The organism is Alsobacter sp. (assembly GCF_059501845.1).
Genome location: NZ_JCACDK010000018.1, coordinates 764,913 through 789,824 on the forward strand (window position 1 = coordinate 764,913; position 24,912 = coordinate 789,824).

A 24,912-nucleotide genomic window follows, 5' to 3' on the forward strand; every position below is an offset into this window, starting at 1 on the left:
ACTCAGCGGAAGAAGACGAGCGTCACCAGCACGAAGACCGGGATCAGCACGGCCCCGGACCACAGCATGTAGCCGAAGAAGCCGGGCATCTTCACGTTGCCCGAGCGGGCGATGGCATAGACCATGAAGTTGGGCGCGTTGCCGATATAGGTGTTCGCGCCCATGAACACCGCACCGCAGGAGATGGCGGCGAGCGTCAGCGCGCCCTCCGCCATCAGCGACCTGGCGTCGCCGCCGGCGAGCTCAAAGAAGACGAGATAGGTCGGCGCGTTGTCGAGGAAGGACGAGAGGATCCCGGTGAGCCAGAAATAGGCCGCCGGCACGGGAGCGCCGTCCGGCCCAGTCACCATCGCGACGAGCGGCGCGAAGGCACCCCCCGGTCCCGCGCGCAGCATGGCGATGACGGGGATCATCGCGACGAAGATGCCGGCGAAGAGCTTGGCCACCTCCACGATCGGCCCCCACGCGAAGCCGTTCGCGGCGCGGTATTCCGCCTTGCCCACGGCCAGCGAGACGAGCGCCACCGCGACGAAGACGATGTCCCGCAGCAGGTTCTGCAGCTCGATCTCCACGTCGAGGACGTCGAAGGAGATGCCAGGCTTCCACGCCCCGCTGACCAGCACGGCGAGCACGATGACGCCGATGAGGGCGATGTTGGGCACGCCCCGCAGGCGCACGCGCTTGTCCGGCGTGGGATCGCGGACAACGCCCTCGCGCCGGTAGATCACCGTGTCCACGACGAAGAAGACGGCCAGCACCAGCACGGCCGCGAAGGCCGTCTCGGCAGCGAGGTGGTGCGCGGTCCAGAAGAAGTCGACGCCACGCAGGAAACCGAGGAAGAGCGGCGGGTCTCCGAGCGGCGTCAGCGCCCCGCCGAGGTTCGAGACGATGAAGATGAAGAACACCACGACGTGGGCGTTGTGCTTGCGGTTGTCGTTGGCGCGCAGGACCGGCCGGATCATGACCATGGACGCGCCCGTCGTGCCGATGAAGCTCGCCAGCACGCCTCCCACCAGCAGCAGGAGCACATTTGCTGCCGGGGAGCCGTGGATGTTGCCGGCGATGAGGATGCCGCCCGCCGTCGTGAACAGCGCCAGCAGCAGCAGGATGAACGGCACGAATTCGAGCAGGATGGTGTGGGCCAGCGCCTCCGCTGTCGGGGTCGCGCCGCGCAGCACGAGGAGAGGAACGAGAACGAGCAGGGCCCAGAGCGCGGCGATCTTGCCCTGGTGATGCTCCCAGGCATGCGGCGCGAGCAGCGGGAAGAGCGCGATGGAGAGCAGCATGCCGGCGAAAGGCAGCGCCCAGGGCAGCCCGAAATTGGCGCCGTCGAGTGCCCCGGCAGCGAAGGCCGGCCCCGGCAGCGCCACCAGCGCGCCGGTGAGGAGAACGATCAGGATCGGCATGGGGCGGCTCGCGGTGGAGTGCCAGCCCTAGCAACGGCCGTCCCTCGCAGCAAGGCAGGCGGGCCGGTGCGTCCACACACCTTGAACGTGTCTGCGGTTGTGTAACGTTACGCCGCGCGCAGCGTGCGCGATGCGGAGGGGAGCGGCATGGCCACCTGGATCATTCTCGCCATCATCATCGTCGGCGGCCTCTGGCTGATCATGGCCTATAACGGGCTTGTCTCGATGCGCCAGCGGGTCGGGCAGGCCTTCGCCGACATCGACGTGCAGCTGAAGCAGCGCCACGACCTCATCCCCAATCTCGTCGAGACCGTGAAGGGCTACGCCTCGCACGAGCGCGACACGCTTGAGGCCGTGGTGGCGGCGCGCAACGCGGCGCTGGGCGCCCATGGCCCGGCTCAGCAGGCGGCCGCGGAAGGCGCCCTGTCCGGCGCGCTCGGCCGGCTCATCGCCCTCGGCGAGGCCTATCCGGACCTCAAGGCCAGCGCAAACTTCCAGCAGCTGCAGAACGACCTCTCCGACGTGGAGAACAAGCTCGCGGCGTCGCGGCGCTTCTTCAACAATTCCGTCGGCGAGTACAACGCAGCCATCCAGGCCTTCCCGGCGGTGCTGTTCTCCGGCTCGATGGGCTTCAAGCCGGGCGAGTTCTTCGACCTTGGCGCCGACCAGCGCAAGTCGCTGGACGTGGCGCCGACCGTGAAGTTCTGACGGCGGGCGAACCGCCGTCCCGCCAACGGGGGCGCGATGTTCCAGGCCTACGGCCTCTACACGCAGATCCGGTCGAACCGCATCCGCTCGGTGCTGCTGCTGGCCGGGCTGTTCCTGCTCGTCTGGGTGCTGACCTATGCGGGCGCGCTCGTCGCCTCCGCCATGGGCAGCAAGGACCCGCTGTCCGTCATCATGGCGCGCACGGCCGGGTACACGCTGCGCTCTCTGCCCTTCGTCACCATCGGGACGGCCGTCTGGGTGGCGATCGCCTGGAAGTGGCACCAGGCCATCCTGCGCGCCGTCACCGGGGCGAAGCGCGTGGAGCGGGCCGAGGAGCCGAAGCTCTACCAGCTGCTCGAAAACCTCTCCATCTCGCGCGGACTCACCATGCCGCGGCTCGAGATCCTCGAGACCGACGTGCTCAACGCCTATGCCAGCGGCCTCAATCCCGGGCAGTACACCGTCACCGTCACGCGCGGCCTGATGAACGCGCTGGACGACGCCGAGATGGAGGCCGTGCTCGCCCACGAGCTCACCCATATCCGCAACGGCGATGTGAGCCTCATGGTCGTGGCGGTCGTCATCGCCGGGGCCATTTCCTTCTTCGGCGAGATCCTGTTCCGCGGCTTCATGCGGACGGGCTGGTCGAGCGGAGGATCGTCATCCTCGTCGTCTTCGTCGTCCTCGTCCTCGGACAAGAAGGGCGGCGGCGGGGAGGTGATTGCAATTATCATCGCCGTCGCGCTGGTGCTGCTCTCCTGGCTGCTGTCGCAGGTGATCCGCTTCGCGCTGTCGCGCACCCGCGAGTATCTCGCCGATGCGGGGGCCGTGGAACTCACCAAGAACCCGGACGCGCTGATCTCCGCGCTGCGCAAGATCGAGGGCAGGGGGGAGCTCCCGCGGGTGCCGTCCGCCGTCATGGAGATGTGCATCGACAATCCCCGCTCCGGCTTCTCGGACCTTTTCGCGACGCATCCCTCCATCGACGCCCGCGTTTCCGCACTGGTCTCGCTCGCCGGCGGCCGCGACATGCCCTCCCGGGCCGCGCTCCCGGACGAAACGGTGATCGTTCCGGCGCGCGGAGGCGCGTGAGGGATGGCGGTAACGGGCTACTCCGCAGCCTTGCCGGCGGCCTGGGCGGCGTCTTCGGCGGCGGTCTCGGCGGCGTCGACCGTCTTCAGCGCCTCGGGGTGCGGCATGGAGATGATGTTGTAGCCGCTGTCGACATAGTGCACCTCGCCAGTGACGCCGGCGGACAGGCGCGACAGCAGGTAGATGGCGGAGCCGCCGATCTCCTCGATCGTGACGGTGCGGCGCAGCGGGGCGTGGCGCTTCTGGTAGTTGAACATCAGCCGGGCGTCGGCGATGCCGGCCCCTGCCAGCGTGCGCACAGGGCCGGGTGACAGCGCGTTGACGCGGATGCCGGCGGGGCCGAAGTCATTGGCGAGGTAGCGCACCGAGGCTTCCAGCGCCGCCTTGGCCACGCCCATGACGTTGTAGTTGGGCATGACGCGGGTGGAGCCGCCATAGGTCAGCGTGATCATGCTGCCGCCCTGCGTCATCAGGTCGGCGGCGCGCCGTGCGATCTCGGTGAACGAGAAGCAGGAGATCACCATGGTGCGCGCGAAGTTCTCGCGCGTCGTGTCGGCGTAGCGGCCCTTCAGCTCCGACTTGTCGGAGAAGGCGATGGCGTGGACGAGGAAGTCGATCCGTCCCCACCGCGCCTTGAGGTCGGCAAACACCGCGTCCACCGAGGCGAGGTCTTCCACGTCGCAGGGCAGCAAATAGTCCGACCCCGCCTCCTGGGCCAGCGGCGCAACACGCTTCCTCAGCGCCTCGCCCTGGTAGGTGAAGGCGAGCTCGGCGCCCTCGTCGGCAAGCGCCCGGGCGATGCCCCAGGCGATGGAGTGGTCGTTCGCGACGCCCATGACGAGGCCGCGCTTGCCGGTCATCAGAGAGGCCATGGGGAGGCTCCGGTCCTGGATCTCGGGCGCCTCACGCGTCCACGTGCTTGAAGACGATGGTGGCGTTGGTGCCGCCGAAGCCGAAGGAGTTCGACAGCGCCGCCCGGATCTGCACATTGTCGCGGCGCTGCGTGACGATGGGCATGTCGGCGAAGGCCGGGTCCATCTCGTCGATGTTGGCGCTCTCGCAGATGAAGCCGTTGTTCATCATCAGCAGCGAGTAGATCGCCTCCTGCACGCCGGTTGCCCCGAGCGAATGGCCGGTCAGCGACTTGGTGGCGGCGATGGGCGGGCACTTGTCGCCCGTGCCGAACACCTCGCGGATCGCCTCGATCTCCCTGAGGTCGCCCACCGGCGTCGAGGTGGCGTGCGGGTTGATGTAGTCGATCGGCGTCTTCACGGTGGAAATCGCCTGGCGCATGCAGCGGATGGCGCCCTCGCCGGATGGCGCGACCATGTCGTAGCCGTCCGAGGTGGCGCCGTAGCCGGCGATCTCCCCGTAGATGCGGGCCCCGCGGGCCTTGGCGTGCTCGAGTTCCTCAAGCACCAGCACGCCCGCGCCGCCCGCGATGACGAAGCCGTCGCGGTTGACGTCATAGGCGCGCGAGGCGACCCCCGGGCGGTCATTGTACTTGGTGGACATGGCGCCCATTGCGTCGAAGAGCACCGACAGCGTCCAGTCCAGCTCCTCGCAGCCGCCGGCGAAGACGACGTCCTGCTTGCCCCACTGGATCTGCTCGTAGCCCGCGCCGATGCAGTGGTTCGACGTCGCGCAGGCCGACGAGATCGAGTAGTTCACGCCCTTGATCTTGAACCAGGTGGCGAGCGTCGCCGAGGCGGTGGACGACATGGCCTTCGGCACGGCGAACGGCCCGACGCGCTTCGGGCCCTTCTCGCGGGCGATGTCGGCGGATTCGACGATGGTGCGCGCGGAGGGGCCGCCAGAGCCCATGATGATGCCCGTGCGATCATGCGTGATGTCGCTCTCGTCCAGGCCCGAATCGCGGATCGCCTGATCCATGGCGACGTGGTTCCACGCCGTGCCGGTCGCGTGGAAGCGCATGGCGCGCCTGTCGACGAGCTCCGAGGGATCGAGCGTCGGAGCGCCGTGCACCTGGCAGCGGAAGCCGAGCTCGGCATAGCGGTCGGCGCGCACGATGCCGGAACGCGCCTCGCGCAGGGAGGCGAGCACCTCCTGCGTGGTGTTGCCGATCGACGACACGATGCCCATGCCGGTGACGACGACACGTCTCATGGCCTCATCCTTCCCTTCGCCGGTGCATCCGCTGACGCGGCGCGCGGCGGCCGCTCAGGCGGCTTCCGTCTTGAAGAGGCCGACCCGCAGATCCTTGGCCTCGTAGATGCGGCGGCCGTCCGCCTCCAGCCAGCCATCGGCGATGCCGAGGACGAGCTTGGACCGGAAGACCCGCTTCAAATCGACGCCGTAAACCACTTTCCGGACACTGGGAAGAACCTGGTCCGAGAACTTCACCTCGCCGACGCCGAGGGCCCGGCCGCGCCCCTCCAGGCCCAGCCAGCCGAGGAAGAACCCGCAGAGTTGCCAGAGCGCATCGAGGCCGAGGCAGCCCGGCATCACCGGATCGCCCTTGAAATGGACGGGGAAGAACCAGAGGTCCGGGCGGATGTCGAGCTCGGCCCGGATCATGCCCTTGCCGTTGGGCCCGCCGCTTTCCTGGATGTCCGTGATGCGGTCGAACATCAGCATGGGCGGCAGCGGAAGCTGCGCGTTGCCCGGCCCGAAAATCTCGCCGCGGCCGCAGGCGAGGAGGTCTTCGTAGTCGTAGCTGGACCGCTGCTCCATCACCGCGGGAGGCTCCTCTCCAGACATGCCAGACCGCCACGCGCTTTCACGCATGACGGCGCGCGTGTGGTAACACAGCGTGCGGCGCGCCGGAAGGAGCAACGCGGGCGCGACCCGGGTGGTTCGCCGGAGCGCTCGCCCGGCAGCATGCCGCACGCGGTCAGGAGTTGCCCGGGTTGCGGGAGCGTGCCCCCGTCCCTATGATATGGCAGGCTTCCACAGGCGTTTTCCGACACATGGCCCTCCTCAACCTGCCTGGCGTACGCGTTCCGCGCAGCTCGCCCCCGACCGAGAACTGGCCGGCCCAGAGCGGCTGCCCGTATCACGACCTGCGCCGCAAGCTGCGCGAGGTGGGGCTGCGTCCGACGCGCCAGCGCGTCGGCCTGGGCTGGCTGCTCTTTGCCAAGGGCGATCGCCACGTCACGGCCGAGGGACTCTACGAGGAAGCCACGAAGGCTCGCGTCCCGGTTTCATTGGCGACCATCTACAACACGCTGCACCAGTTCACCCAGGCGGGGCTGCTGCGCGAGGTGGCGGTGGATGGGGCCAAGACCTACTTCGACACCAACACCGGCGACCATCACCATTTCTTCGTCGAGGGCGAGAACGTCCTCCAGGACATCGACGGCGAACTCGTCTCGGTCAGCGCCTTGCCGGAGCCTCCGCCCGGCATGGAGATCGCACGCGTCGACGTCATCGTCCGCCTGCGCCGCAAGCAGGACTGACGGGCAGGGCCGGCACAGGGCCGGCCGCCGTCAGCGTCCGTCTCCCGCCGCCAGCAGGGCGCGGTGGGCCTCCCGGTAGGTGGGGTAGTGCAGCGTCCACCCGAGCTCGGCCTTGGTCGCGGCGTTGGAGACGCGCTTGTTCTCGCCATAGAAGCTGCGCGCCATCGGCGAGAGCTCGGCCGTCTCGAAGGCCTGCTCGGGAGGCGGCTCGATGCCGAGGAGCCCGGCGGCGAATGTGACCACGTCCTGCGGCGGGGCCGGCTCGTCGTCCGTGACGTTCCAGACCGCGCCCGCCCGCGGCCGGTCGAGCCCGGCCGCGATGCAGCCGGCGATGTCCTCGACATGGATGCGGTTGAACACCTGCCCGGGCTTCACCAGCCGCTTCGCCATGCCGCTGCGCAGATTGACGAGCGCGTTCTGGCCGGGCCCGTAGATGCCCGCCAGCCGGAAGATCATCACGGCCTTGTGCGTCTCGGCGCCGAACACGATCCACGATTCCTCGGCCTCGACGCGCCGCACGGAGCGCTCGCTGGCCGGCCGTGGCGGCGTCTCTTCCGTCACCCAGCCGCCGCCATGGTCGCCATAGACGCCGACCGTGGAGAGATACCCGATCCATTTCAGCCGCGGCGCGGCGGCGAGTTCGGCCGAGCAGGTCCGCAGCACCGGGTCGCCGCCACCGTCGGGCGGCACGGAGACGAGCACCGCGTCCGCGTCCTGGATCACGTCGGCGAGTTCGCGCGACATGGTCTCGCCGTCGAAGACGACGCCCTGCACGCCATCGGCGGCGATCGCCCTCGCCTTGTCCTCGGCGCGCACCGTCGCGGAGATGGAGGCGAAGCGGCGGCCGTGCAGGCGCACGAAGTGGCTGGAGGTGTAGCCGTAGCCGAAGATCAGGAGGTTCAAGCCGGTGCTCCTTCCGGGGCCTGGCGCGGGCCGGGCGGGTCGTCGCCGGCGTCGAGCCATTCCGACCTTACCTGCGGATCGGCCTCGCCTTCCAGCGCTGCCGCACGCCGTTCCGCGAAGTCCGGCGCCTCCGCCAGGCGCGAGAAGGCCCACACCGCGGCGCCCCGCACGAGCGGCGAGGCGTCGTCGAGCCGTGCACGCGCCGCCTCGGCCAGCTCCGGCCGGCCGGAATTGCCGATGGCCACGAGGACGTTGCGCACGAACCGGTCGCGCCCCGTGCGCTTCACCGGTGTCGCGGAGAAGAGGGCCCGGAAGCCCGCTTCGTCGAGGGCGGCGAGGTCGGCGAGGGGAATGCCGTCGAGTTCCTCCCGGGCCGAGAGCTTCTGCTCGCGTGCCGCCTTGGCGAAGCGGTTCCACGGGCAGACGGCGAGGCAGTCGTCGCAGCCGAAGATGCGGTTGCCGATGCCGGCGCGAAGGCCGCGCGGGATGGGTCCGTCGTGCTCGATGGTGAGGTAGGCGATGCAGCGCGTCGCATCGAGCCGGTAGGGTGCCGGGAAGGCGTCGGTCGGGCAGATGTCGAGGCAGCGCCGGCAGGAGCCGCAATGGTCGCTGCCCGGCGTGTCGAAGGGCAATTCGGCGGTGGTGTAGATGGCCCCGAGGAAGAGCCAGGATCCTTCGCTGCGCGACACAAGCACGCTGTGCTTGCCCTGCCAGCCCAGGCCCGCCGCGGCGGCCAGCGGCTTCTCCATGACCGGAGCGGTGTCGACGAAGACCTTGTAGCCCGCCCCGCTACGGGCCGCGAGCAGGGAGGCAACCTGCTTCAGCCGCCCCTTCACCACGTCGTGATAGTCGCGCGAGCGGGCATAGACGGACACCGTGCCGCGCTCGGGACGGGCGAGATTGGCCAGCGGATCGCGGGCCGGGGCGTAGCTCATGCCGAGCATGACCACGGAGCGCACGGCCGGCCACAGCCCGGCGGGCGAGGCCCGCTGCTCGCGGCGCTCCGCCATCCACGCCATGTCGCCATGGTGCCCGGCGGCCAGCCACGCCTCCAGGCGCTCGCGGGCCTGCGGGATGCCGGAGGGGTCGGCGACGCCCATGGCGTCGAAGCCTTCCCGCCGCGCGGCGGCGAAAACGGCGTCCTTCAGGGCCTGCGGGCTCAGAAATCGAGGTCCGCGTAGTGCGCGGCGGCTTCCATGCCCGGCACGCGGTCCGTCAGCAGGGTCCGGAAGGACGGGCGCGACTTCACCCGCGCGTACCAGTTCTTCGCCGCCTCGTTCTCGTTCCACGGCACGTCGCCCAGATAGTCGGCCGCCGACAGCTGTGCCGCCGCGGCGAGGTCCGCATAGCTCAGCTTCTCGCCGGCGAGCCACCGCCGGCTGCCCATGAGGAAGCCGATATAGGCGAGATGATAGCGGATGTTGCTGCGCGCGGCGCGGATCGCGGCCATGTCCGGCGCCCCGCCGCCCTGTTCGGGCGTCATGTAGCGCTTGAACACCTTCTCGGTGACCAGGTAGCCGGTGACCTCGTCGTGCATCTTGCCATTGAACCAGTCGACCAGCCGGCGCACCTCGATGCGGCCGCGCGGGTCGGCGGGCAGCAGCCTGCGGTCGCCGAGCGCCAGACCGCGCGTCTCGTCGAGGTACTCGGCGATGATCGAGGCGCCCGGCACCGGGCCGGACTGCTCCTCGCTGAAGACGGGCGTGGTGCCGGCCGGATTGATCAGCAGGAACTCGGTGCGCCGCTCGAACGCCCGTTCCTCGACCAGTTCCACCTCGAGCCCGAATTCGCCGATCACCAGGCGCACGAACCGCGAATGAGGGCACAGGGGATGATGGTACAGCGTCGCCATGAAGCGGCTCTGGACTCCGACAGGGGCGGGACGATGGCGGGCGGCGCAGCCCGTTGCAGCCGGCAAACCCGGAAACCGGTGGTTGGCGCGGTGCGGGTCCCGCGTATAGAACCCGTGCGGCCGGGCGACAACCCGATTCGACGAGCCGTCGCGGCCACGCTAGACCTGCCCGCCCGCCGTTTCCGGAAAGGACCAGGATGGATCCCGTCGCCGCGCTCAAGGCCGTCGCCCTCGGCATTCTCGAAGGCGCCACCGAATTCCTCCCCGTGTCGTCCACGGGGCACCTGCTCCTGGCCGAGCATTTTCTCGGGCTGAGTTTCGCCGACGAGCGGTTCGACAAGACCTTCGCCGTGCTGATCCAGTTCGGCTCCATCCTGGCGCTGCTCAGCGTCTACTTCCGCAAGCTGCTCTCCATCGCCATGGACCTGCCGAGCGATCCGAAGGCTCGCACCTTCGTGATCGGCGTGCTCGTCGCCTTCCTGCCGGCCGCCGCGCTCGGCGCGGTGCTGCACGGCTTCATCAAGGACGTGCTCTTCAATCCGCTCATCGTCTGCATCGCGCTGATCGTCGGCGGCTTCGTGCTGATGGCGGTGGACCGCGTGCCGCTGCCCAAGCGCTACACGGACGTGTCGCAGTTCCCGATTTCGATGGCGCTGAAGATCGGCATCTGCCAGTGCCTCGCCATGATCCCCGGCGTCTCCCGCTCGGGCGCCACCATCGTCGGCGCGATGCTGTTTGGCGCCGACAAGCGCTCGGCGGCGGAATTCTCGTTCTTCCTCGCCATGCCGACCATGGCCGGCGCCTTCGCCTACGATCTCTACAAGAGCCGCGACTTTCTCGACTTGCACGGTATCGGGCTCATCGTCGTCGGCTTCATCGCCGCCTTCCTGTCCGGGCTCGTCGTGGTCAGGAGCCTGCTCGGCTATGTCAGCAAGCACGGCTTCGGCGTCTTCGCCTGGTGGCGCATCATCGTCGGCGCCGCCGGACTGGCCGGGCTCCTCGTTCTGGGCTGAGAAGCGGGCCCCTCCGCCTGTCCTTGCGAGCGAAGCGAAGCAATCCAGGCCTGGGCCCCCTTCCGACACGATTCCGGTCTGCTTCGCCGCTTCGCTCCTCGCAACGACGACAACAACCGGCCCCTCAATACCCCTGCGCCCGGTCCACCAGGTTCTCGAAGGGCTCGCCGGCCTCGTGGCGCCGGATCTGACGGGCGATCAGGGCGGCGATGGCGCGCGGCTCCGACATGGCGGCGTTGTGCGGGGTGACCGTGACGCGCGGATGGGTCCAGAGCGGCGAGGTCGCCGGCAGCGGCTCGGTCTCGAACACGTCGAGCGTGGCCCCGGCCAGCGAGCCGTCCTCCAGTGCCGCGAGGATGTCGGTCTCTTTCTGCAGCCCGCCACGCCCGGCATTGATCAGGAAAGGCCCGCCGAGCTTCCCGTCCCGGGCAAGCCCGCCGAGAAGACGACGGTCGACGATGCCCTGCGTGTCCGGGGTCAGCGGCAGCAGGACGACGAGGATGTCGGTGCGCGCCAGGAAGGCGCCCAGCTCGGCGGCGCCGGCGAAGGCGCGGATGCCGTCGACGTGCCTGGCCGTCCGGCTCCATCCCGCCACGTCGAAGCCCATGACGGCGAGCTTGCGCGCCGCATCCGCGCCGAGCACGCCGAGCCCCATCACGCCGACCCGCACATCGGCGGCGGCGGGCTGCAGGTCGTCGTCCTCCCACACGCGCTCGCGCTGCTGCCGCTCGTAGCGCCGCGTCTGGCGCAGGATGGAGAGGCAGTGCAGCACGACGTACTCGCTCATGCGGGCCGTCAAATCGGTATCGACCACGCGCAGGATCGGGACGTCGGGCAGCTTGTCGTCGGTCAGCAGGTGGTCGACGCCGGCGCCCAGCGAGAACACCGCGGCGAGGTTGGGCAGGCCCGCGAGGGAGCCCGGCGGGTGCTTCCACGCCGCGGCATAGTGGACCGCCCGGCGGTCGAAGATGTCGCCGGGCAGGACGACCTCCCGTCCCGGCAGCTCCTCGCGCAGGCGCGCCGCCCAGGCCTCGGCATCCATGCCACGCACGGCCACCAGGATCGTCATGCCGGCTCTCCCTCCCGCTCGTCCTCGTCGCCGGCGAAGCGCGCCAGCACGACCGGCGTCTCCTCGTGTGCCTCGCCGGAGATCGCGTAGGCTGCCTGCAGGGCCCGCGCCGCCGCAGCCGCAGCCTCCTCGGTCGCCGCGTGGACGACCCCGAGCGGAGCCTCCCCGCCGACCGGAGCCCCCAGCGCCGCCAGCCGCGTGAAGCCGACCGCGGGATCGATCACCCCGTCCGGCCGCGTCCGGCCGCCGCCCAGCCCCACCACCGCGAGCCCGACTGCCCGTGCGTCGCAGCCAGTGACGAAACCCTCGCGCGCAGGGGGCACGTCGCGGATCACGGGCGCGCGCGGCAGGTGCGCGTCCGGGTTCTCCAGCAGGTCCGCCGGGCCGCCGAGCGCGGCCACCATGCGCCCGAAGCGCTCGGCCGCCTGCCCCGACTGCACCGCAGCGTCGATCTGCGCCCAGCCATCCTCGATGCTCTCGGCGAGCCCCCCCAGCAGCAGCATCTCGCCGCCCAGCGCCACGACGACCTCGTGCAGCCGGGGGTCCAGATGCGCCCCGGTGAGATAGTCGATGGCGTTCCTCACCTCGACGGCGTTGCCCGCGGCGCTCGCCAGCGGCTGGTCCATGGCGGTGATCAGCGCCGTCGTCGGCAGCCCCGCCCCGTTCGCGACCTCGGCGAGGCTTTCCGCCAGCTCCGCCGACAGCTCCAGCGTCGGCATGAAGGCGCCCGAGCCCGTCTTCACGTCCATGACGAGACCGTCGAGGCCGGCGGCCAGTTTCTTGGACAGGATCGAGGCGGTGATCAACGGGATCGACTCGACGGTCGCCGTGACGTCCCGGATGGCGTAGAGCCGCATGTCGGCCGGCGCCAGCGCCGCGGTCTGCCCGATCACGGCGCAGCCGACCTCGCCGACGACCTTGCGGAACAAGGCGTTGTCGGGCTTCGAGACATACCCCGGTATGGCGTCGAGCTTGTCGAGGGTACCGCCGGTATGGCCGAGGCCGCGGCCCGAGATCATCGGCACGAAGCCGCCGCAGGCGGCCACGGCCGGGGCCAGCATCAGGCTGACATTGTCGCCGATGCCGCCGGTGGAGTGCTTGTCGAGCACGGGGCCGGGCAGGTCCGACCAGTCCAGCACCTCTCCCGACTGCGTCATGGCCCGGGTCAGCGCCACGCGCTCGTCCATGCTCATGCCGCGGAAGAACACCGCCATGGCGAAGGCCGCGGCCTGGCCTTCCGACACGCGGCCGTCCGTCAGGCCCGCGATGAAGTCGGCGATCTCGTCGCCGGACAGCTCGCCGCCGTCGCGCTTGCGGCGGATGATCTCCTGCGGAAGCAGCATGGTCAGTATCCCGGGTGGGTGACGGGGTCGGCCCCACCTTCCGCGGCGGCGACGAGTGCAGTGTGCAGGCCGCCGGCGCCGATGCGGAAGGTTGCGGGGCTCGCCCAGTTCTCCCCCAGGATAGACCCGGCGAGGCCGAGGTAGAAGGCCGCGTCCTGCAGGGTGCGGATGCCGCCGGCGGCCTTGAAGCCGGCGCCGCCGCCCGCGTCGCGGATGGCGAGCAGCATCGCTTCGGCGGCCTGCGGCGTGGCGGAGACCGCGATCGTCCCGGTCGAAGTCTTCAGGAAGTCGGCACCGGCGGCGATGGCGAGGTCGCTGGCGCGGCGGACCGTGGCGATGTCGGGCATGGCTCCCGCCTCCAGGGTGACGGTGAGGAGCTTGCCGTCCGGCAGCACGGACTTCACGTCGCGCACCATGGCTGAGGCAAGCTGCTCCTCGCCTCTCAGGAACGCCCGGTAGGGCAGGACGAGGTCGATCTCGTCGGCGCCGTCGGACAGCGCTTCCTGGGTGTCGTCGATAACGCGGTCCACGTCCTCCCCGCCGGACGGGAAGTTGGTCACGGTCGCTATCCCTACGCCGGTGTCCCGCAGCCTCCGCGCGCAATCTCCCGCGAACTGCGGCCATACGCACACGGCGGCGACCCGGGCCGGCGGTCCTGCCGCCTTGCGGCACAGCCCGTCGATGTCGGCCGGCCCGCAGGAGACTTCGAGATTGGTAAGGTCGAGAAGCCCGATGAGGCGCAGGGCCAATGCGTCGTCCCTAGCCATCGTCCTGCTCCAGGAAGGCGAGGACGAGGCGGCGCAGCGCGTCTCCCGCCACCATGGCGACCTCCTTGGTCTCGTCGTGCGACGGGTTGGCGTCCTTTATTCCGGCGCCGAAATTGGTGACGATCGACACCGCGCCGACCTCCAGGCCGATGCGCCGGGCGATGATGACCTCGGGAACGGTCGACATGCCGACGAGATCCCCGCCCAGGATGCCGATGGCGCGGATCTCCGCCGGCGTCTCGAAGCTCGGGCCCGATACCCAGCAATACACGCCCTCGCCCACGGCCAGCCCTGCCGCCGCCGCCGCCGTGGCGAGGCGCCGGCGCAGGGCCGGCGAATAGGCCTCCGTCATCGGCACGAAGCGCCCGTCGCCGCCGTCCCCGATCAGCGGATTGGCGCCGGACAGGTTGATGTGGTCGCGGATGATGCAGAGCGATCCCGGCGGCATTTCGGGTCGCAACGAACCGGCCGCGTTGGTCAGCAGCAGCCTGCTCACGCCGACCGCCTTCAGGGTCTCCAGCGCGGGCCGCATCACGGCGGCGTCGCCGGACTCGTAGTAGTGCGCGCGGCCCTGCATCAGCAGCACGCGCCGCCTGCCCAGCACGCCGATGACGGCGCGCCCCGCATGGCCCGAGACGCCGGCCGGCGGAAAGCCGGGAATGTCGGAATAGGGCACGATCACGGGGTCTGGAACGGCCTCGGCGAGCGGGCCGAGCCCGGTGCCCAGCACGATGGCGGTGTCGACGGGTCCGGCGAGCCGGGCCCGCAGCAGCGCGGCGCCGTCAGCCGGGTCGAAGTCCGGCCTCAAGACGAGGGCTCCTGCGCCATGGCGTGCGGGCCGAACGCGAGCGGGATCAGCTCGTCGGCGGTGAACCTTCTCCGGTATCCGCCCGGGTCGGCGGCCCAGACCGCGACGTTCGGCCCCCCGAACTCGAAGATGCGCTGCCGGCATGCGCCGCACGGCGTGACCAGCGCAGCGCCCTCGGCAATTACCGTGATTTCGGAGAGCACCGTGTCGCCGCCCGCCACCATCGCGGCGATGGCTCCCGCCTCGGCGCAGGTGCCGACGGGGTAGGCCGCATTCTCGACGTTCACTCCCGGATAGACCCGGCCGGACGCTCCGCGCGCTGCGGCCCCCACCCTGTAGCCGGAATAGGGGGCATAGGCCCGCTCGCGGATGGCACGAGCGGCCTCCAGGAGGTCGGCCGGCCCGTCGATGGGCGATGACATTTCAGCGTTCCTTCACATAGGGCAGGCCGGAGGCCCGGGGCGGGATCGCCCGGCCGATGAAGCCGGCCAGGAGGATCACCGTCAGGGCATAGGGCAGGGCCTGGATGGCCTGCACCGGCACCTCGCCGACGCCGGGAACTACCACGCCCTGGAGCCGGATCGCCACCGCGTCGAGCAGGCCGAACAGCAGGCAAGTCCACAGAGCGGGCCATGCCCGCCACTTGGCGAAGATGAGTGCGGCGAGCGCGATGAAGCCCTTGCCGGCGGTCATCTGCGGCAAGAAGCCCGCCGCCTGGGCGAGCGAGAGGTACGAACCGCCGAGCCCGCATAGAACGCCGGCCAGCACCACTGCCGCGTAGCGCAGGCCCGTGACGGAGATGCCGGCCGTATCCACCGCCGCCGGGTTCTCGCCGACGGCGCGCAGCCGCAGGCCGAAGCGGGTGCGGGCCAGCACCCACGCCGACAGGATCACGACAGCCAGGGCGCCGTAGACGAGCAGCGTGTGGCTGGAGATGACGTCGGCATAGAGCGGGCCCAGGACGGGCACGCCGCGCACGGCGTCCGCGAAGGGCAGGGTGACGGGCTCGAAGCGTTCCGCCCCGTCAAGCGGAGGGGTACGCCCGCCCTGGCCATACCAGGCATTGCCGATGAGGGCGGTGAGCCCCGCCGCGAGCATGTTGATCGCCACGCCGGAGACGATCTGGTTGCCGCGCTGGGAGATGGCCGCGAAGCCGTGCACCAGCGCGAAGGCGATGGCGGCGAGGATGCCGGCGAGCAGCCCGGCCCAGGCGCTGCCGGTGGCGTGCGAGGCGGCGGCGGCGGCGAACGCCGCGATCAGCATCTTGCCTTCGAGCCCGATGTCGACGACGCCGGACCGCTCGGACCACAGCCCCGCCATGCAGGCGAAGAGGAGGGGAACGGCGAGGCGAACGCCCGAATCGAAGATGGCGATTCCGGTGGAGAGCCAGTCCATCCTCAGCCCCCCGTCCGCAGGCGGGCGAAGAACACCGACAGCGGCTTGCGGAAAATGCCGTCAAGCGCGCCGGCGAAAAGGATGACGAGGCCGGAGATGGTGACGATCATGTCGCGCGTGATGGCCGGGCTCTCGAAGGCGAGTTCCGTGCCGCCCTGGAACAGCACGCCGAACAGGATCGCGGCGAGCACGATGCCGACAGGGTGGGAGCGGCCCATCAGCGCGACGGCGATACCGATGAAGCCCGACCCGGCCGTGAACTCCAGCAGCAGGCGCTCCTGCACGCCCATGATCTCGTTGACGGCGACCATCCCGGCGAGTCCGCCCGAGATCAGCATGGCGATCACGGTGATGCGCGGGATCGAGATGCCGGCATAGAGCGCCGCGCCGGGGTTGGCGCCGACGGTGCGGATGGCGTAGCCAAGCCGCGTGCGCCAGACGAGCACCCACACCGCGATGGCCATCAGCAGCGCGAGCAGGAAGGAGAGGTTCAGCGGCGAGGAGGGCATGGTGATGCCGAACTCCGCCGCGATCTCGTGCACGAAGGCGACATGAGCGGATTTCGCGAAGGTCGGCGTCTCCGGCGACATCGAGCCGGGCTTCCCGATCACGTTGACCAGCAGGTACACCAGCAGCGCCGAGGCCAGCATGTTGAACATGATGGTGGTGATGACGATGTGGCTGCCGCGCCTCGCCTGCAGCCAGGCCGGGATGAAGGCCCAGGCCGCCCCGGCGGCCGCCGCGCCAAGCACGCCGAGTGGCACGAGCAGCCAGGCCGGCAGAAAACCGAGATGGAGGCACACCAGCGCCGCGCCGAGGCCGCCGAGCGTCGCCTGGCCCTCGCCCCCAATGTTGAAGAGCCCGGCATGGTAGGCCACGGCCACCGCCAGCCCGGTGAAGATGAAGTTTGTGGCGTAGTAGAGCGTGAAGCCGATGCCCTCGGCGCTGCCCAGCGCGCCGCGCACCAGCACCACCGTGGCGTTCAGCGGGTTCTCGCCGATGGCCAGCACCACGAGCCCCGCGACAAAGAACGCCGCCACCACCGCGAGAGCGGGCACGAGCACGAGATCCACCCAGCGCGGCAGCTCGATGGGCGTGCTCATGCCGTGGCCTTTGTTCTTAGCCGTCCTTGCGAGCGCAGCGAAGCAATCCAGGCGCTTTTGCCTTTATCACTGCCGGCTCCTGGCTTGCTTCGTCGCTGCGCTCCTCGCAATGACGGTGAGGCCGGTGCGCCGCGACCGCTCATGCCGCCCGCTCCGTGACGCCGGCCATGAGGAGGCCGAGGTCCTGTTCGTCGCAGGCGTCGGGCAGGCGTTCGCCGGTGATGCGGCCGCCGCACATCACGATGATGCGGTCGGCGAGCCCCAGGATCTCCTCGAGCTCCACCGAGACCAGCAGCACGGCCACGCCCTCGTCGCGCAGCGCGACGATGCGGCGGTGGATGAACTCGATGGCGCCGATGTCGACGCCGCGCGTCGGCTGGCCGACGAGAAGCACCTTCGGGTTGCGCTCGATCTCGCGCGCCAGCACGAGCTTCTGCTGGTTGCCGCCCGAGAACTTGGATGTCTTGAGCAGGGGTGCCCGTGGGCGGACGTCGTAATGCTCCATCTTCGCCGCCGTGTCCGCGATGACGGGGCCCCGCGCGAGGAAGGGGCCGGTGCCGTATCGCTCCTCGTCGTGGAAGCCGAGGATGGCGCTCTCGCAGGCCTGGAAGGCGGGCACGAGGCCGGTGCGCAGCCTGTCCTCCGGCACGTGCAGCAGGCCGCGCTTGCGCAGGATGGCGGGGTCGCGGTCGTGCGGCGCGAATTCCTCGCCGGAAAAGTGCACGCTGCCCGACGCGATGGGCAGCATGCCCGCGATCGCCTCCAGCAGCTCGCTCTGGCCATTGCCCGCGATCCCGGCGATGCCGACGATCTCGCCCGCGCGAACCGTCAGCGACACGCCGTCGACGCGCGGCGTCCCGCGCCCGTCGAGCACCACGAGGTCGCGCGCCTCCAGCATGGTCGCGCCCGGCTTCGCCGGCCCCTTCTCGACGCGCAGGAGGACGCGGCGGCCCACCATCAGCTCGGCCAGCTCGGCCGGGCTGGTGGCGGAGGTGTCGAGCGTCGCCACCATCTCGCCGCGGCGCATCACCGAGACACGGTCGGTGACCGCCATGATCTCGCGCAGCTTGTGGGTGATCAGCACCACCGTCTTGCCCTCGTCCGAGAGCACGCGCAGCAGGCGGAAGAGCTGGTCGGCCTCCTCCGGCGTCAGCACGGCGGTGGGCTCGTCGAGCACCAGCACCTCCGCCCCGCGCACCAGCGCCTTGAGGATCTCGACGCGCTGCTGCAGCCCGACCGGCAGGTCGCCGACGATGGCGTCGGGGTCGATGGAGAGGCCGTAGTCCCGCCCGAGCCGGTCCAGCGCGGCGCGCACGGCACTCACGCCCTTGGCCAACAGCGCGCCGCCCTCGGCGCCGAGCATGACGTTGTCGAGGACGGAGAGCGGCTCAACCAGCATGAAATGCTGGAACACCATGCCGATCCCCGCCGCGATCGCCTCGCGCGGCGCCCGGATGCGGACCGGCCGCCCGGCGACACGGATCTCGCCCCGGTCGGCCTCGTAGAAGCCGTAGAGGATCGACATCAGCGTTGACTTGCCCGCCCCGTTCTCGCCGACGATGCCGTGGATCGAGCCCTTGCGCACGGTCAGGTCTACGGCCCTGTTGGCGTGCACGGGCCCGAAGCTCTTGTCGATGCCGACGAGCTCGATGGCGGGCGGAGCGGAGGCGGGACTGGGAAGGGCCATCAGGAGATCTGCCGCTGGATCGGGTTTCCGCCCCGCTGCGCGCCGCTGTCATCCCCGGCGGGCGGCGAAGCCGGCCGGGACGGGGATCCAGCGGCTCGCCTTCCTCGAGCGGATTGTGCGCGACAGCGAGGGCAGGGCCTGGTTCCCCTTCCCCGGAGCGGCTGCGCCGCCCCGGCCGGGGATGACGAGGAACCGCCCTCTCTCAGGTCAGCTCAGCCCGGGCACTTCTGGTCCGACATGTAGTCGTGCACCTTGATCCCGCCCGAGACGATGTCGGCGGAGGCCTTGTCGGCGGCGGCCTTCATGTCCGGGGTGATCAGCGCCTTGTTGTTGTCGTCCATCGCCCAGCCGACGCCGTTCTCGGCGAGGCCGAGCACCGACACGCCCGGCTTCCACGTGCCGTCCTTGGCCGCCGTGAAGGTGGCGATGGTGGCGTTGTCGACGCGCTTCAGCATCGAGGTCAGCACCTTGCCGGGGTGAAGGCCGTTCTGGTTGCTGTCGACTCCGATGCCGAGCTTGCCGGCATCCGCTGCCGCGCGCAGCACGCCCACGCCGGTGCCACCGGCCGCGTGGTAGACGACGTCGGCGCCGCGGTCGATCTGCGCCTTGGCGAGCTCGCCGCCCTTCACCGGGTCGTTCCAGGCCGCGCCGGTGGTGCCGGTCATGTTCTGGAACACCTCGGCCTGCGGGTTGGCGTATTTCACGCCCTGCACGTAGCCGCAGGCGAAGCGGCGGATGAGCGGGATGTCCATGCCGCCGACGAAGCCGACCTTGCCGGTCTTTGACGCCTTGGCGGCGAGCAGGCCGACGAGGAACGAGCCCTCCTGCTCCTTGAACACGATCGACTGCACGTTGGGCGCATCGACGACCATGTCGATGATGGCGAACTTGGTGTTGGGGAATTCCTTGGCCACCTTCTCCAGCGCGGTCGCCTGGCTGAAGCCGACGGCGAGAACCGGCGAGAAGCCGTCCTTGGCGAAGCGGCGGAGCGCCTGCTCGCGCTGGGCGTCGTTCTGGATCTCGAAGTCGCGGAACTCGACGCCGGTCTGCTTCTTGAACTGCTCGGCGCCGTTGAAAACGCCCTCGTTGAACGATTTGTCGAACTTTCCGCCGAGGTCATAGACGATCGCCGGCTTGACGTCGGCGGCGTGGGCTACGCCGGCCATGGCGACGGCGGCGACCGCGCCCAGAAGAAAAGCACGCATGGAATACCCCTCTGTTGACGGCTGTCCGCCGGTCGAGCGGCGGCCCGGATGCGGGACCATGGCATGGCTCCAGTCTCGGGTGAAGGGTCGAAACACCGCATTTCGCGGCCATTGGCTTGCGGCGGGCTCAATGGCACACTTTCTGACGGGGGGCGGAAGCGATGGCGGAGACAGCCATGACCAACCCCTGCGTGCGGCCGGATAGCGTTGCAAATAGACGTTGCATCGGGGTCCGCCGCCGGGCCGCAGCCGCCGCCCTCGTCCTGCTCGCCGCCTTGGGTGCGTCCTCAGCACCCGCCATGGCGCGCGGCGGCCCGACGGAGGTCGACGTCGAGCTCGTTCTGGCGGTCGACGTGTCCTATTCCATGGATCCCGAGGAGCAGGCGCTGCAGCGGCAGGGCTACATCGACGCCCTCACCTCGCCGCAGGTGCTGGACGCCATCTCCAAGGGCATCATCGGGCGCATCGCCGTCACCTACGTCGAGTGGGCCGGTGTCTCGTCGCAGGACGTCGTCGCGAAATGGGCCGTCATCGACGGCAAGGCCTCGGCGGAGGCTTTCGCAGCGCAACTCGCCGACCGCACCCCGCGCCGCCTCTACCGGACCTCGATCTCGGGCGCGATCGACTTCGGCTCCACCCTGTTCGAGGGCAATGGCTTCCAGGGCCTGAAGCGCGTCATCGACATCTCGGGCGACGGGTCCAACAACCAGGGCCGCCCGGTGACGGCGGCGCGCGACGACGCGGTCGCCAAGGGCATCACCGTCAACGGCCTGCCGCTGATGCTGAACCGGCCCGCGACGGGCTTCCCCGAGATCGAGCACCTCGACTGGTACTACAGCGACTGCGTCATCGGCGGCCCCGGGTCGTTCATGATCCCGATGCGCGACCGCGAACAATTTGCCGACGCCATCCGCACCAAGATCCTCACCGAGGTCTCGCTCGCCCCGCCTCTGCCCGACGAAGGGCTGATCGTGAAGACGCAGTCGCAGGAGCCGCGGGTGAACTGCCTGTTCGGCGAGAGGATGTGGCAGCAGCGCTGGGGCAACTGAGGCGGGCGTCCCGGTTTCAGCCCCCGGCGCCCTCGTCCCTCGCCCTGGCCGAAAGCTCCTGGAAGGCGCGGCGCAGGGCGCCTGGGCCGTCGATGCGCGAGGGGAAGAGCAGCCGCGCCGTCGCGTCCCCCAGCGCGAGGTCGCAGCCTTCGGGGTCGAGCCCGGTGAGCCGCCACGCGCCGTCGGGCAGCCCGAGGAGCCTGGTGGCGTAGAGGCGGACGGCGTCGGCGTGGTCGGCGTTGACGTGGGCCACGGCTTCCTCCTCGGCCGCGGCGATACCCTGCGCGCCGGCGAGGTCGAGGATGAGGTCGGCCGGCGCGAGGTCGACGATCCGGCCAAAGCCCGCAACGAGGTGGGCGCCTTCCACCTCCATGCGCCAGAAGGAGAAATCGGCGAAGGACGCGTACATCTCCGCCTCCGGGTGGCGCGCCAGGAAGCGGCGCCGCACCCGCTCCTCCCCGGTCCTGGCGAAGCGCCCGGCGACGCTGACGCGCGGATGCACGAGCGGGTCGCCCTCGCCGATGTCGGCGAAGAGCAGCCCCGCCGCAGGGTCGGCCGCGAGGTTCGTCGTGTGCACAGCGAGCGTCGAGATCAGGATCAGCGGCGCGCCGTCAATGTCGGTCGCGACCGAGGCGAGCGAGGGGTAGGGCGTGCGGCGTGCGGCATCGAGCGTGGCGAGCGTCGCATGCCGGGCGGACCGCACCAGCCTGCGGGCCTCTGCCCGCGCGTCGAACGCCTTGCCGCTCATGTCGGTCTCTCCGGTTCGGCGCCACGATGGCAGCGTGCAGGCCGGCGTCAAGCCGTCCAATCGGCGCGGCGAGGCCGGGCGGGCCTTGGGCGGAACCATGGCCGGGCTGACGAATTCAGGTCAGCGGCATGGCGGAATCGCAGCATCCGCATTAAGTTGGACGAACGGCCGCGGCGCGGTCGGCTGGGAACCGAACCGCGAGCGTCACATTGTCGCCGCTCTTGGCGGTGAGCGTCCGCCGCCCCGCGGGACCGGGGTTCGCGCCCATTCCGGGCCAAGTCCCGGCCGATTTGATGGCCGAACGAGTGAAACGATGCCCACGATCGCCCTCGTCGACGACGACCGCAACATCCTCACCTCCGTCTCCATCGCGCTGGAGGCCGAGGGCTACCGCATCCAGACCTACACCGACGGAGCGGCCGCGCTGGACGGACTGAAGGTCAATCCGCCCGACCTCGCCATCTTCGACATCAAGATGCCGCGCATGGACGGCATGGAGCTTCTGCGCCGGCTGCGCCAGAAGTCCGACCTTCCCGTCATCTTCCTCACCTCGAAGGACGAGGAAATCGACGAGCTCTTCGGCCTGAAGATGGGGGCCGACGACTTTATCCGGAAGCCGTTCTCGCAGCGCCTGCTTGTCGAACGCGTCAAGGCCGTGCTGCGCCGCGCCGGCGCAAAGGAAGTTGTCGGGACGAAGGAGAGCGACGCCAAGGCGCTCGAGCGCGGCGCGCTGCGCATGGACCCCGAGCGCCACACCTGCACGTGGAACGGCGAGCCGGTCACGCTCACCGTGACCGAGTTCCTCATCCTGCAGGCGCTGGCCATGCGCCCGGGCGTCGTCAAGAGCCGCAACGCCCTGATGGACGCCGCCTATGACGACCAGGTCTATGTCGACGACAGGACGATCGACAGCCACATCAAGCGGCTGCGCAAGAAGTTCAAGGCGGTCGACGACGATTTCGACTCGATCGAGACGCTCTACGGCGTCGGCTACCGCTTCAAGGAGGCCTGAGCGGCCGCGCGCCGCCGGATGACGGCATGACGGCCGAAGCCGAGCACGCCCCTGCCGGACGCCGCACCCGCCACGAGGGCGTTCCCCTCGGCCGCCGGGTGCGCGAGCGCGTGCGCGCGCTGTCCCGCCTGGTGGCGCTGCGCGCCTCCTCCAGCCTGGTCCGCCGCATCGTCGTGCTGAACCTGGCGGGTCTCGTCGCCCTGCTGCTCGGCTTCCTCTATCTCAACCAGTTCCGCGAAGGCCTCATCGATGCCCGCGTCCAGAGCCTTCTGACGCAGGGCGAGATCATGGCCGGCGCGGTTGCCGCCTCGGCCACGGTCGACACCGACCAGATCACCATCGATCCCGACAAGCTCCTGCAGCTGCAGGCCGGCGAGAGCGTCGGAGCCAATGACGACGCGGCTCTGGAGTTCTCCATCAACCCCGAGCGGGTGGCGCCCCTCCTCAGACGCCTCGTGACGCCGACGCGCACCCGCGCCCGCATCTACGACCGGGACGGCTTCCTGCTGCTGGACTCGCGTGCGCTCTATTCGCGCGGCGACATCCTGCGCTTCGACCTGCCGCCGCCCGAGCAGGAGGATTCGACCCTCATCGAGCGCACTTGGAACCAGTGGAAGCGCCGCTTCGGCCGCACCGGCCTGCCCATGTCGGACGATTCCTCGTCGACCAACGGCCGCAGCCTGCCGGAGGTGATGCGGGCGCTGGGCGGCACGCCGGCCAGCGTCGTGCGCGTCAACTCGGCAGGCGACACCATCGTCTCCGTCGCGGTGCCGATCCAGCGCTTCCGGGCCGTCCGCGGCGTGCTGCTCCTCTCCACCCAGGGCGGCGACATCGACGGCATCATCGCCTCCGAGCGCTGGGCCATCCTGCGCATCTTCCTCGTCGCTGCCGGCGTCATGATCGTGCTCTCGGTGCTCTTTGCCGGCACCATCGCCGGGCCCATCCGCCGCCTGTCCTCGGGGGCCGAGCGGGTGCGCCGCTCCATCAAGGCCCGTGAGGAGATCCCGGACTTCACCAGCCGATCGGACGAGATCGGACACCTGTCGGGCTCGCTGCGCGACATGACCAAGGCGCTCTACGACCGGATCGAGGCGATCGAGAGCTTCGCCGCCGACGTCGCGCACGAGTTGAAGAACCCGCTCACCTCCCTGCGCAGCGCCGTCGAGACGCTGCCGCTGGCGAAGTCGGACGACTCCCGCTCGCGCCTCCTCGGCGTCATCAATCACGACGTCCGCCGCCTCGACCGCCTGATCAGCGACATCTCCGACGCGTCCCGCCTCGACGCCGAGCTCGCCCGCGCCGACGCCGAGCCCGTCGATCTCGTGCGGCTGCTCGAGACGGTGGCGTCCGTCGCCAATGGCGTGCGTCGCGACGACGGCGTGCAGATCCGCTTCGAGGCCGTGCCGCATCCGCTCGGCCGCGACGCCTTCCTGGTCCTCGGCCATGACGGCCGGCTGGGGCAGGTCATCAGCAATCTCGTGGAGAATGCGCGGTCCTTCTCGCCGCATGGCGGCGAGGTGCGGTTGCTCCTGCGGCGCATCGGCCAGGAAGCCGAGATCGTCGTCGACGATGACGGGCCCGGCATTCCCGACCATGCGCTCGAGCGGATCTTCGAGCGTTTCTACACCGACCGGCCGGAAGAACAGGGCTTCGGCCAGAACTCCGGCCTGGGCCTGTCCATCTCGCGCCAGATCGTCGGCGCCCACCGTGGCCGCGTCTGGGCCGAGAACCGGGTCCATCCCGATGCCTCGGCCGAGGTGAAGCCGCTGGGCGCCCGGTTCGTCGTGCGCCTTCCCGCGGCCGTGTCGTGAGCACGGCGGCTGCGCTGCATGCCACCTGCGTCGTGGTGGGCGAGGCGGGGATTCTTCTCCGCGGCCCGTCCGGCAGCGGCAAGTCGATGCTGGCGCGCCGCCTCGTCGAGGCCGCGACGGCCCGAGGCCTTTTCGCGCGGCTCGTGGCCGACGACCGGGTGCGGGTGCGAATCAGTGCCGGACGGGCACTGGCCAGCGGCCATCCCGCCCTGAAGGGGTATGTCGAAGTGCGCGGCATCGGCATCGTCCCGGCCGAGCCCGAGCCGGCCTGCGTACTCGCCCTCGTCGTCGATCTGGAGGAGGCTCCGGGCGAAAGATTGCCGGTACCCGGCCTGATGCGCAGCCGATCTCTTGGAATCGACCTCCCCCGCATCGCCGCGGGCCCCGGAGACGCCGACCGCGTGCTCCTCGCCATAGCCCTCGTGGAGGAGACCGGAGGATTCCAGGAACCTTCCGGGGAGGTTGCGCGTTCGTGGGGGTTGCATCTCTCGCCGCATCGCACAAAATGAAGACTTCGTGCGC

General features: G+C 70.1%; 25 protein-coding genes. 8 read left to right on the top strand and 17 right to left on the bottom strand.

The features are described 5' to 3' along the window. Positions 1-2 precede the first annotated feature (2 nt). On the bottom strand, positions 3-1,406 hold the full coding sequence (locus AC5JCN_RS18460; protein WP_495756551.1) for a sodium:proton antiporter: 1,404 nt from the start codon (positions 1,404-1,406) through the stop codon (positions 3-5). 147 nt (positions 1,407-1,553) lie between these two features. Here AC5JCN_RS18460 and AC5JCN_RS18465 point away from each other — a divergent pair, with 147 nt between their 5' ends. Both AC5JCN_RS18465 and AC5JCN_RS18470 read left to right on the top strand, forming a co-directional pair. Beyond that, positions 1,554-2,114, top strand: a complete 561-nt coding sequence (locus tag AC5JCN_RS18465) for a LemA family protein (RefSeq protein WP_495756552.1) — start codon at positions 1,554-1,556, stop codon at positions 2,112-2,114. A gap of 36 nt (positions 2,115-2,150) precedes the next feature. After that, complete coding sequence (locus tag AC5JCN_RS18470; RefSeq protein WP_495756553.1) at positions 2,151-3,206, top strand: M48 family metallopeptidase; 1,056 nt, start codon at positions 2,151-2,153, stop codon at positions 3,204-3,206. A 17-nt stretch (positions 3,207-3,223) separates the two neighbouring features. Here AC5JCN_RS18470 and fabI read toward each other — a convergent pair whose 3' ends face one another. Genes fabI through fabA form a run of 3 tightly spaced genes read right to left on the bottom strand, consistent with a single transcriptional unit; the run spans position 3,224 to position 5,900 of the window. After that, on the bottom strand, positions 3,224-4,078 hold the full coding sequence (gene fabI / locus AC5JCN_RS18475) for an enoyl-ACP reductase FabI (RefSeq protein WP_495756554.1): 855 nt from the start codon (positions 4,076-4,078) through the stop codon (positions 3,224-3,226). A 31-nt stretch (positions 4,079-4,109) separates the two neighbouring features. Then, positions 4,110-5,333, bottom strand: a complete 1,224-nt coding sequence (gene fabB / locus AC5JCN_RS18480; protein WP_495756555.1) for a beta-ketoacyl-ACP synthase I — start codon at positions 5,331-5,333, stop codon at positions 4,110-4,112. A gap of 54 nt (positions 5,334-5,387) precedes the next feature. Then, complete coding sequence (fabA, locus tag AC5JCN_RS18485; RefSeq protein WP_495756556.1) at positions 5,388-5,900, bottom strand: 3-hydroxyacyl-[acyl-carrier-protein] dehydratase FabA; 513 nt, start codon at positions 5,898-5,900, stop codon at positions 5,388-5,390. Positions 5,901-6,136: 236 nt separating this feature from the next. On the opposite strand from fabA, the gene irrA reads away from it, so the two are divergent. Next, positions 6,137-6,625 carry an iron response transcriptional regulator IrrA gene (irrA, locus tag AC5JCN_RS18490; protein WP_495756557.1) on the top strand — a complete coding sequence of 163 codons (489 nt, stop codon included), beginning with the start codon at positions 6,137-6,139 and terminating at the stop codon, positions 6,623-6,625. 30 nt (positions 6,626-6,655) lie between these two features. On the opposite strand, the gene AC5JCN_RS18495 is transcribed toward irrA, so the two are convergent. Genes AC5JCN_RS18495 through AC5JCN_RS18505 form a run of 3 tightly spaced genes read right to left on the bottom strand, consistent with a single transcriptional unit; the run spans position 6,656 to position 9,380 of the window. Beyond that, entirely contained in the window at positions 6,656-7,528 is an 873-nt protein-coding gene (locus AC5JCN_RS18495; RefSeq protein ID WP_495756558.1) for an SDR family oxidoreductase, read from the bottom strand. Beyond that, positions 7,525-8,628 carry a tRNA epoxyqueuosine(34) reductase QueG gene (gene queG / locus AC5JCN_RS18500; protein WP_495756559.1) on the bottom strand — a complete coding sequence of 368 codons (1,104 nt, stop codon included), beginning with the start codon at positions 8,626-8,628 and terminating at the stop codon, positions 7,525-7,527. Before queG ends, AC5JCN_RS18495 begins: the two co-directional genes overlap by 4 nt. 59 nt (positions 8,629-8,687) lie before the next feature. Further along, entirely contained in the window at positions 8,688-9,380 is a 693-nt protein-coding gene (locus AC5JCN_RS18505) for a glutathione S-transferase family protein (protein ID WP_495756560.1), read from the bottom strand. A 197-nt stretch (positions 9,381-9,577) separates the two neighbouring features. Between AC5JCN_RS18505 and AC5JCN_RS18510 the strand changes: the two genes are divergently transcribed. After that, positions 9,578-10,393, top strand: coding sequence for an undecaprenyl-diphosphate phosphatase (locus AC5JCN_RS18510; RefSeq protein WP_495756561.1), 816 nt, complete (start codon positions 9,578-9,580; stop codon positions 10,391-10,393). A gap of 124 nt (positions 10,394-10,517) precedes the next feature. On the opposite strand, the gene AC5JCN_RS18515 is transcribed toward AC5JCN_RS18510, so the two are convergent. From AC5JCN_RS18515 to AC5JCN_RS18555, 9 genes are all read right to left on the bottom strand, one after another. After that, positions 10,518-11,462 carry a 2-hydroxyacid dehydrogenase gene (locus tag AC5JCN_RS18515; protein ID WP_495756562.1) on the bottom strand — a complete coding sequence of 315 codons (945 nt, stop codon included), beginning with the start codon at positions 11,460-11,462 and terminating at the stop codon, positions 10,518-10,520. After that, positions 11,459-12,805, bottom strand: coding sequence for a thymidine phosphorylase (gene deoA / locus AC5JCN_RS18520; RefSeq protein ID WP_495756563.1), 1,347 nt, complete (start codon positions 12,803-12,805; stop codon positions 11,459-11,461). The genes AC5JCN_RS18515 and deoA overlap by 4 nt, the downstream gene beginning before the upstream one ends. Positions 12,806-12,807: 2 nt before the next feature. Next, a complete protein-coding gene (deoC, locus tag AC5JCN_RS18525) occupies positions 12,808-13,572 on the bottom strand; it encodes a deoxyribose-phosphate aldolase (RefSeq protein WP_495756564.1) in 765 nt (254 codons plus the stop codon). Beyond that, positions 13,565-14,380 (bottom strand): purine-nucleoside phosphorylase, encoded by an 816-nt coding sequence (locus AC5JCN_RS18530; RefSeq protein WP_495756565.1) that lies wholly within the window; start codon positions 14,378-14,380, stop codon positions 13,565-13,567. Before AC5JCN_RS18530 ends, deoC begins: the two co-directional genes overlap by 8 nt. Then, the gene (locus AC5JCN_RS18535) at positions 14,377-14,802 is read right to left on the bottom strand and encodes a cytidine deaminase (protein ID WP_495756566.1); all 426 of its coding nucleotides are present in this window, start codon (positions 14,800-14,802) and stop codon (positions 14,377-14,379) included. The genes AC5JCN_RS18530 and AC5JCN_RS18535 overlap by 4 nt, the downstream gene beginning before the upstream one ends. Position 14,803: 1 nt before the next feature. After that, positions 14,804-15,775 (bottom strand): ABC transporter permease, encoded by a 972-nt coding sequence (locus AC5JCN_RS18540; protein ID WP_495756567.1) that lies wholly within the window; start codon positions 15,773-15,775, stop codon positions 14,804-14,806. Between the two features lie 2 nt (positions 15,776-15,777). After that, positions 15,778-16,878 (bottom strand): ABC transporter permease, encoded by a 1,101-nt coding sequence (locus AC5JCN_RS18545; RefSeq protein WP_495756568.1) that lies wholly within the window; start codon positions 16,876-16,878, stop codon positions 15,778-15,780. A gap of 139 nt (positions 16,879-17,017) precedes the next feature. Next, the gene (locus tag AC5JCN_RS18550; RefSeq protein WP_495756569.1) at positions 17,018-18,565 is read right to left on the bottom strand and encodes an ABC transporter ATP-binding protein; all 1,548 of its coding nucleotides are present in this window, start codon (positions 18,563-18,565) and stop codon (positions 17,018-17,020) included. A gap of 212 nt (positions 18,566-18,777) precedes the next feature. Then, positions 18,778-19,770 (bottom strand): BMP family lipoprotein, encoded by a 993-nt coding sequence (locus AC5JCN_RS18555; protein WP_495756570.1) that lies wholly within the window; start codon positions 19,768-19,770, stop codon positions 18,778-18,780. 176 nt (positions 19,771-19,946) lie between these two features. Here AC5JCN_RS18555 and AC5JCN_RS18560 point away from each other — a divergent pair, with 176 nt between their 5' ends. Beyond that, a complete protein-coding gene (locus AC5JCN_RS18560; protein ID WP_495756571.1) occupies positions 19,947-20,819 on the top strand; it encodes a DUF1194 domain-containing protein in 873 nt (290 codons plus the stop codon). A gap of 16 nt (positions 20,820-20,835) precedes the next feature. Here AC5JCN_RS18560 and AC5JCN_RS18565 read toward each other — a convergent pair whose 3' ends face one another. Beyond that, a complete protein-coding gene (locus AC5JCN_RS18565; RefSeq protein WP_495756572.1) occupies positions 20,836-21,567 on the bottom strand; it encodes a HugZ family pyridoxamine 5'-phosphate oxidase in 732 nt (243 codons plus the stop codon). Between the two features lie 313 nt (positions 21,568-21,880). On the opposite strand from AC5JCN_RS18565, the gene AC5JCN_RS18570 reads away from it, so the two are divergent. Genes AC5JCN_RS18570 through AC5JCN_RS18580 form a run of 3 tightly spaced genes read left to right on the top strand, consistent with a single transcriptional unit; the run spans position 21,881 to position 24,899 of the window. Beyond that, positions 21,881-22,579: a response regulator transcription factor gene (locus AC5JCN_RS18570; RefSeq protein WP_495756573.1), complete on the top strand. Its 699-nt coding sequence runs from the start codon at positions 21,881-21,883 to the stop codon at positions 22,577-22,579. 26 nt (positions 22,580-22,605) lie between these two features. Beyond that, positions 22,606-24,390 (top strand): sensor histidine kinase, encoded by a 1,785-nt coding sequence (locus AC5JCN_RS18575; protein ID WP_495756574.1) that lies wholly within the window; start codon positions 22,606-22,608, stop codon positions 24,388-24,390. Continuing rightward, entirely contained in the window at positions 24,387-24,899 is a 513-nt protein-coding gene (locus AC5JCN_RS18580) for an HPr kinase/phosphorylase (RefSeq protein ID WP_495756575.1), read from the top strand. The genes AC5JCN_RS18575 and AC5JCN_RS18580 overlap by 4 nt, the downstream gene beginning before the upstream one ends. The last annotated feature ends 13 nt before the right edge of the window (positions 24,900-24,912 follow it).

Bases quoted from the DNA above. Each gene is read 5' to 3' on its own strand.
- AC5JCN_RS18460 (WP_495756551.1), bottom strand. From the start codon at position 1,406: ATGCCGATCCTGATCGTTCTCCTCACCGGCGCGCTGGTGGCGCTGCCG.
- AC5JCN_RS18465 (WP_495756552.1), top strand. From the start codon at position 1,554: ATGGCCACCTGGATCATTCTCGCCATCATCATCGTCGGCGGCCTCTGG.
- AC5JCN_RS18470 (WP_495756553.1), top strand. From the start codon at position 2,151: ATGTTCCAGGCCTACGGCCTCTACACGCAGATCCGGTCGAACCGCATC.
- fabI (WP_495756554.1), bottom strand. From the start codon at position 4,078: ATGGCCTCTCTGATGACCGGCAAGCGCGGCCTCGTCATGGGCGTCGCG.
- fabB (WP_495756555.1), bottom strand. From the start codon at position 5,333: ATGAGACGTGTCGTCGTCACCGGCATGGGCATCGTGTCGTCGATCGGC.
- fabA (WP_495756556.1), bottom strand. From the start codon at position 5,900: ATGGAGCAGCGGTCCAGCTACGACTACGAAGACCTCCTCGCCTGCGGC.
- irrA (WP_495756557.1), top strand. From the start codon at position 6,137: ATGGCCCTCCTCAACCTGCCTGGCGTACGCGTTCCGCGCAGCTCGCCC.
- queG (WP_495756559.1), bottom strand. From the start codon at position 8,628: ATGGGCGTCGCCGACCCCTCCGGCATCCCGCAGGCCCGCGAGCGCCTG.
- AC5JCN_RS18505 (WP_495756560.1), bottom strand. From the start codon at position 9,380: ATGGCGACGCTGTACCATCATCCCCTGTGCCCTCATTCGCGGTTCGTG.
- AC5JCN_RS18510 (WP_495756561.1), top strand. From the start codon at position 9,578: ATGGATCCCGTCGCCGCGCTCAAGGCCGTCGCCCTCGGCATTCTCGAA.
- AC5JCN_RS18515 (WP_495756562.1), bottom strand. From the start codon at position 11,462: ATGACGATCCTGGTGGCCGTGCGTGGCATGGATGCCGAGGCCTGGGCG.
- deoA (WP_495756563.1), bottom strand. From the start codon at position 12,805: ATGCTGCTTCCGCAGGAGATCATCCGCCGCAAGCGCGACGGCGGCGAG.
- deoC (WP_495756564.1), bottom strand. From the start codon at position 13,572: ATGGCTAGGGACGACGCATTGGCCCTGCGCCTCATCGGGCTTCTCGAC.
- AC5JCN_RS18535 (WP_495756566.1), bottom strand. From the start codon at position 14,802: ATGTCATCGCCCATCGACGGGCCGGCCGACCTCCTGGAGGCCGCTCGT.
- AC5JCN_RS18540 (WP_495756567.1), bottom strand. From the start codon at position 15,775: ATGGACTGGCTCTCCACCGGAATCGCCATCTTCGATTCGGGCGTTCGC.
- AC5JCN_RS18545 (WP_495756568.1), bottom strand. From the start codon at position 16,878: ATGAGCACGCCCATCGAGCTGCCGCGCTGGGTGGATCTCGTGCTCGTG.
- AC5JCN_RS18550 (WP_495756569.1), bottom strand. From the start codon at position 18,565: ATGGCCCTTCCCAGTCCCGCCTCCGCTCCGCCCGCCATCGAGCTCGTC.
- AC5JCN_RS18555 (WP_495756570.1), bottom strand. From the start codon at position 19,770: ATGCGTGCTTTTCTTCTGGGCGCGGTCGCCGCCGTCGCCATGGCCGGC.
- AC5JCN_RS18560 (WP_495756571.1), top strand. From the start codon at position 19,947: ATGACCAACCCCTGCGTGCGGCCGGATAGCGTTGCAAATAGACGTTGC.
- AC5JCN_RS18565 (WP_495756572.1), bottom strand. From the start codon at position 21,567: ATGAGCGGCAAGGCGTTCGACGCGCGGGCAGAGGCCCGCAGGCTGGTG.
- AC5JCN_RS18570 (WP_495756573.1), top strand. From the start codon at position 21,881: ATGCCCACGATCGCCCTCGTCGACGACGACCGCAACATCCTCACCTCC.
- AC5JCN_RS18575 (WP_495756574.1), top strand. From the start codon at position 22,606: ATGACGGCCGAAGCCGAGCACGCCCCTGCCGGACGCCGCACCCGCCAC.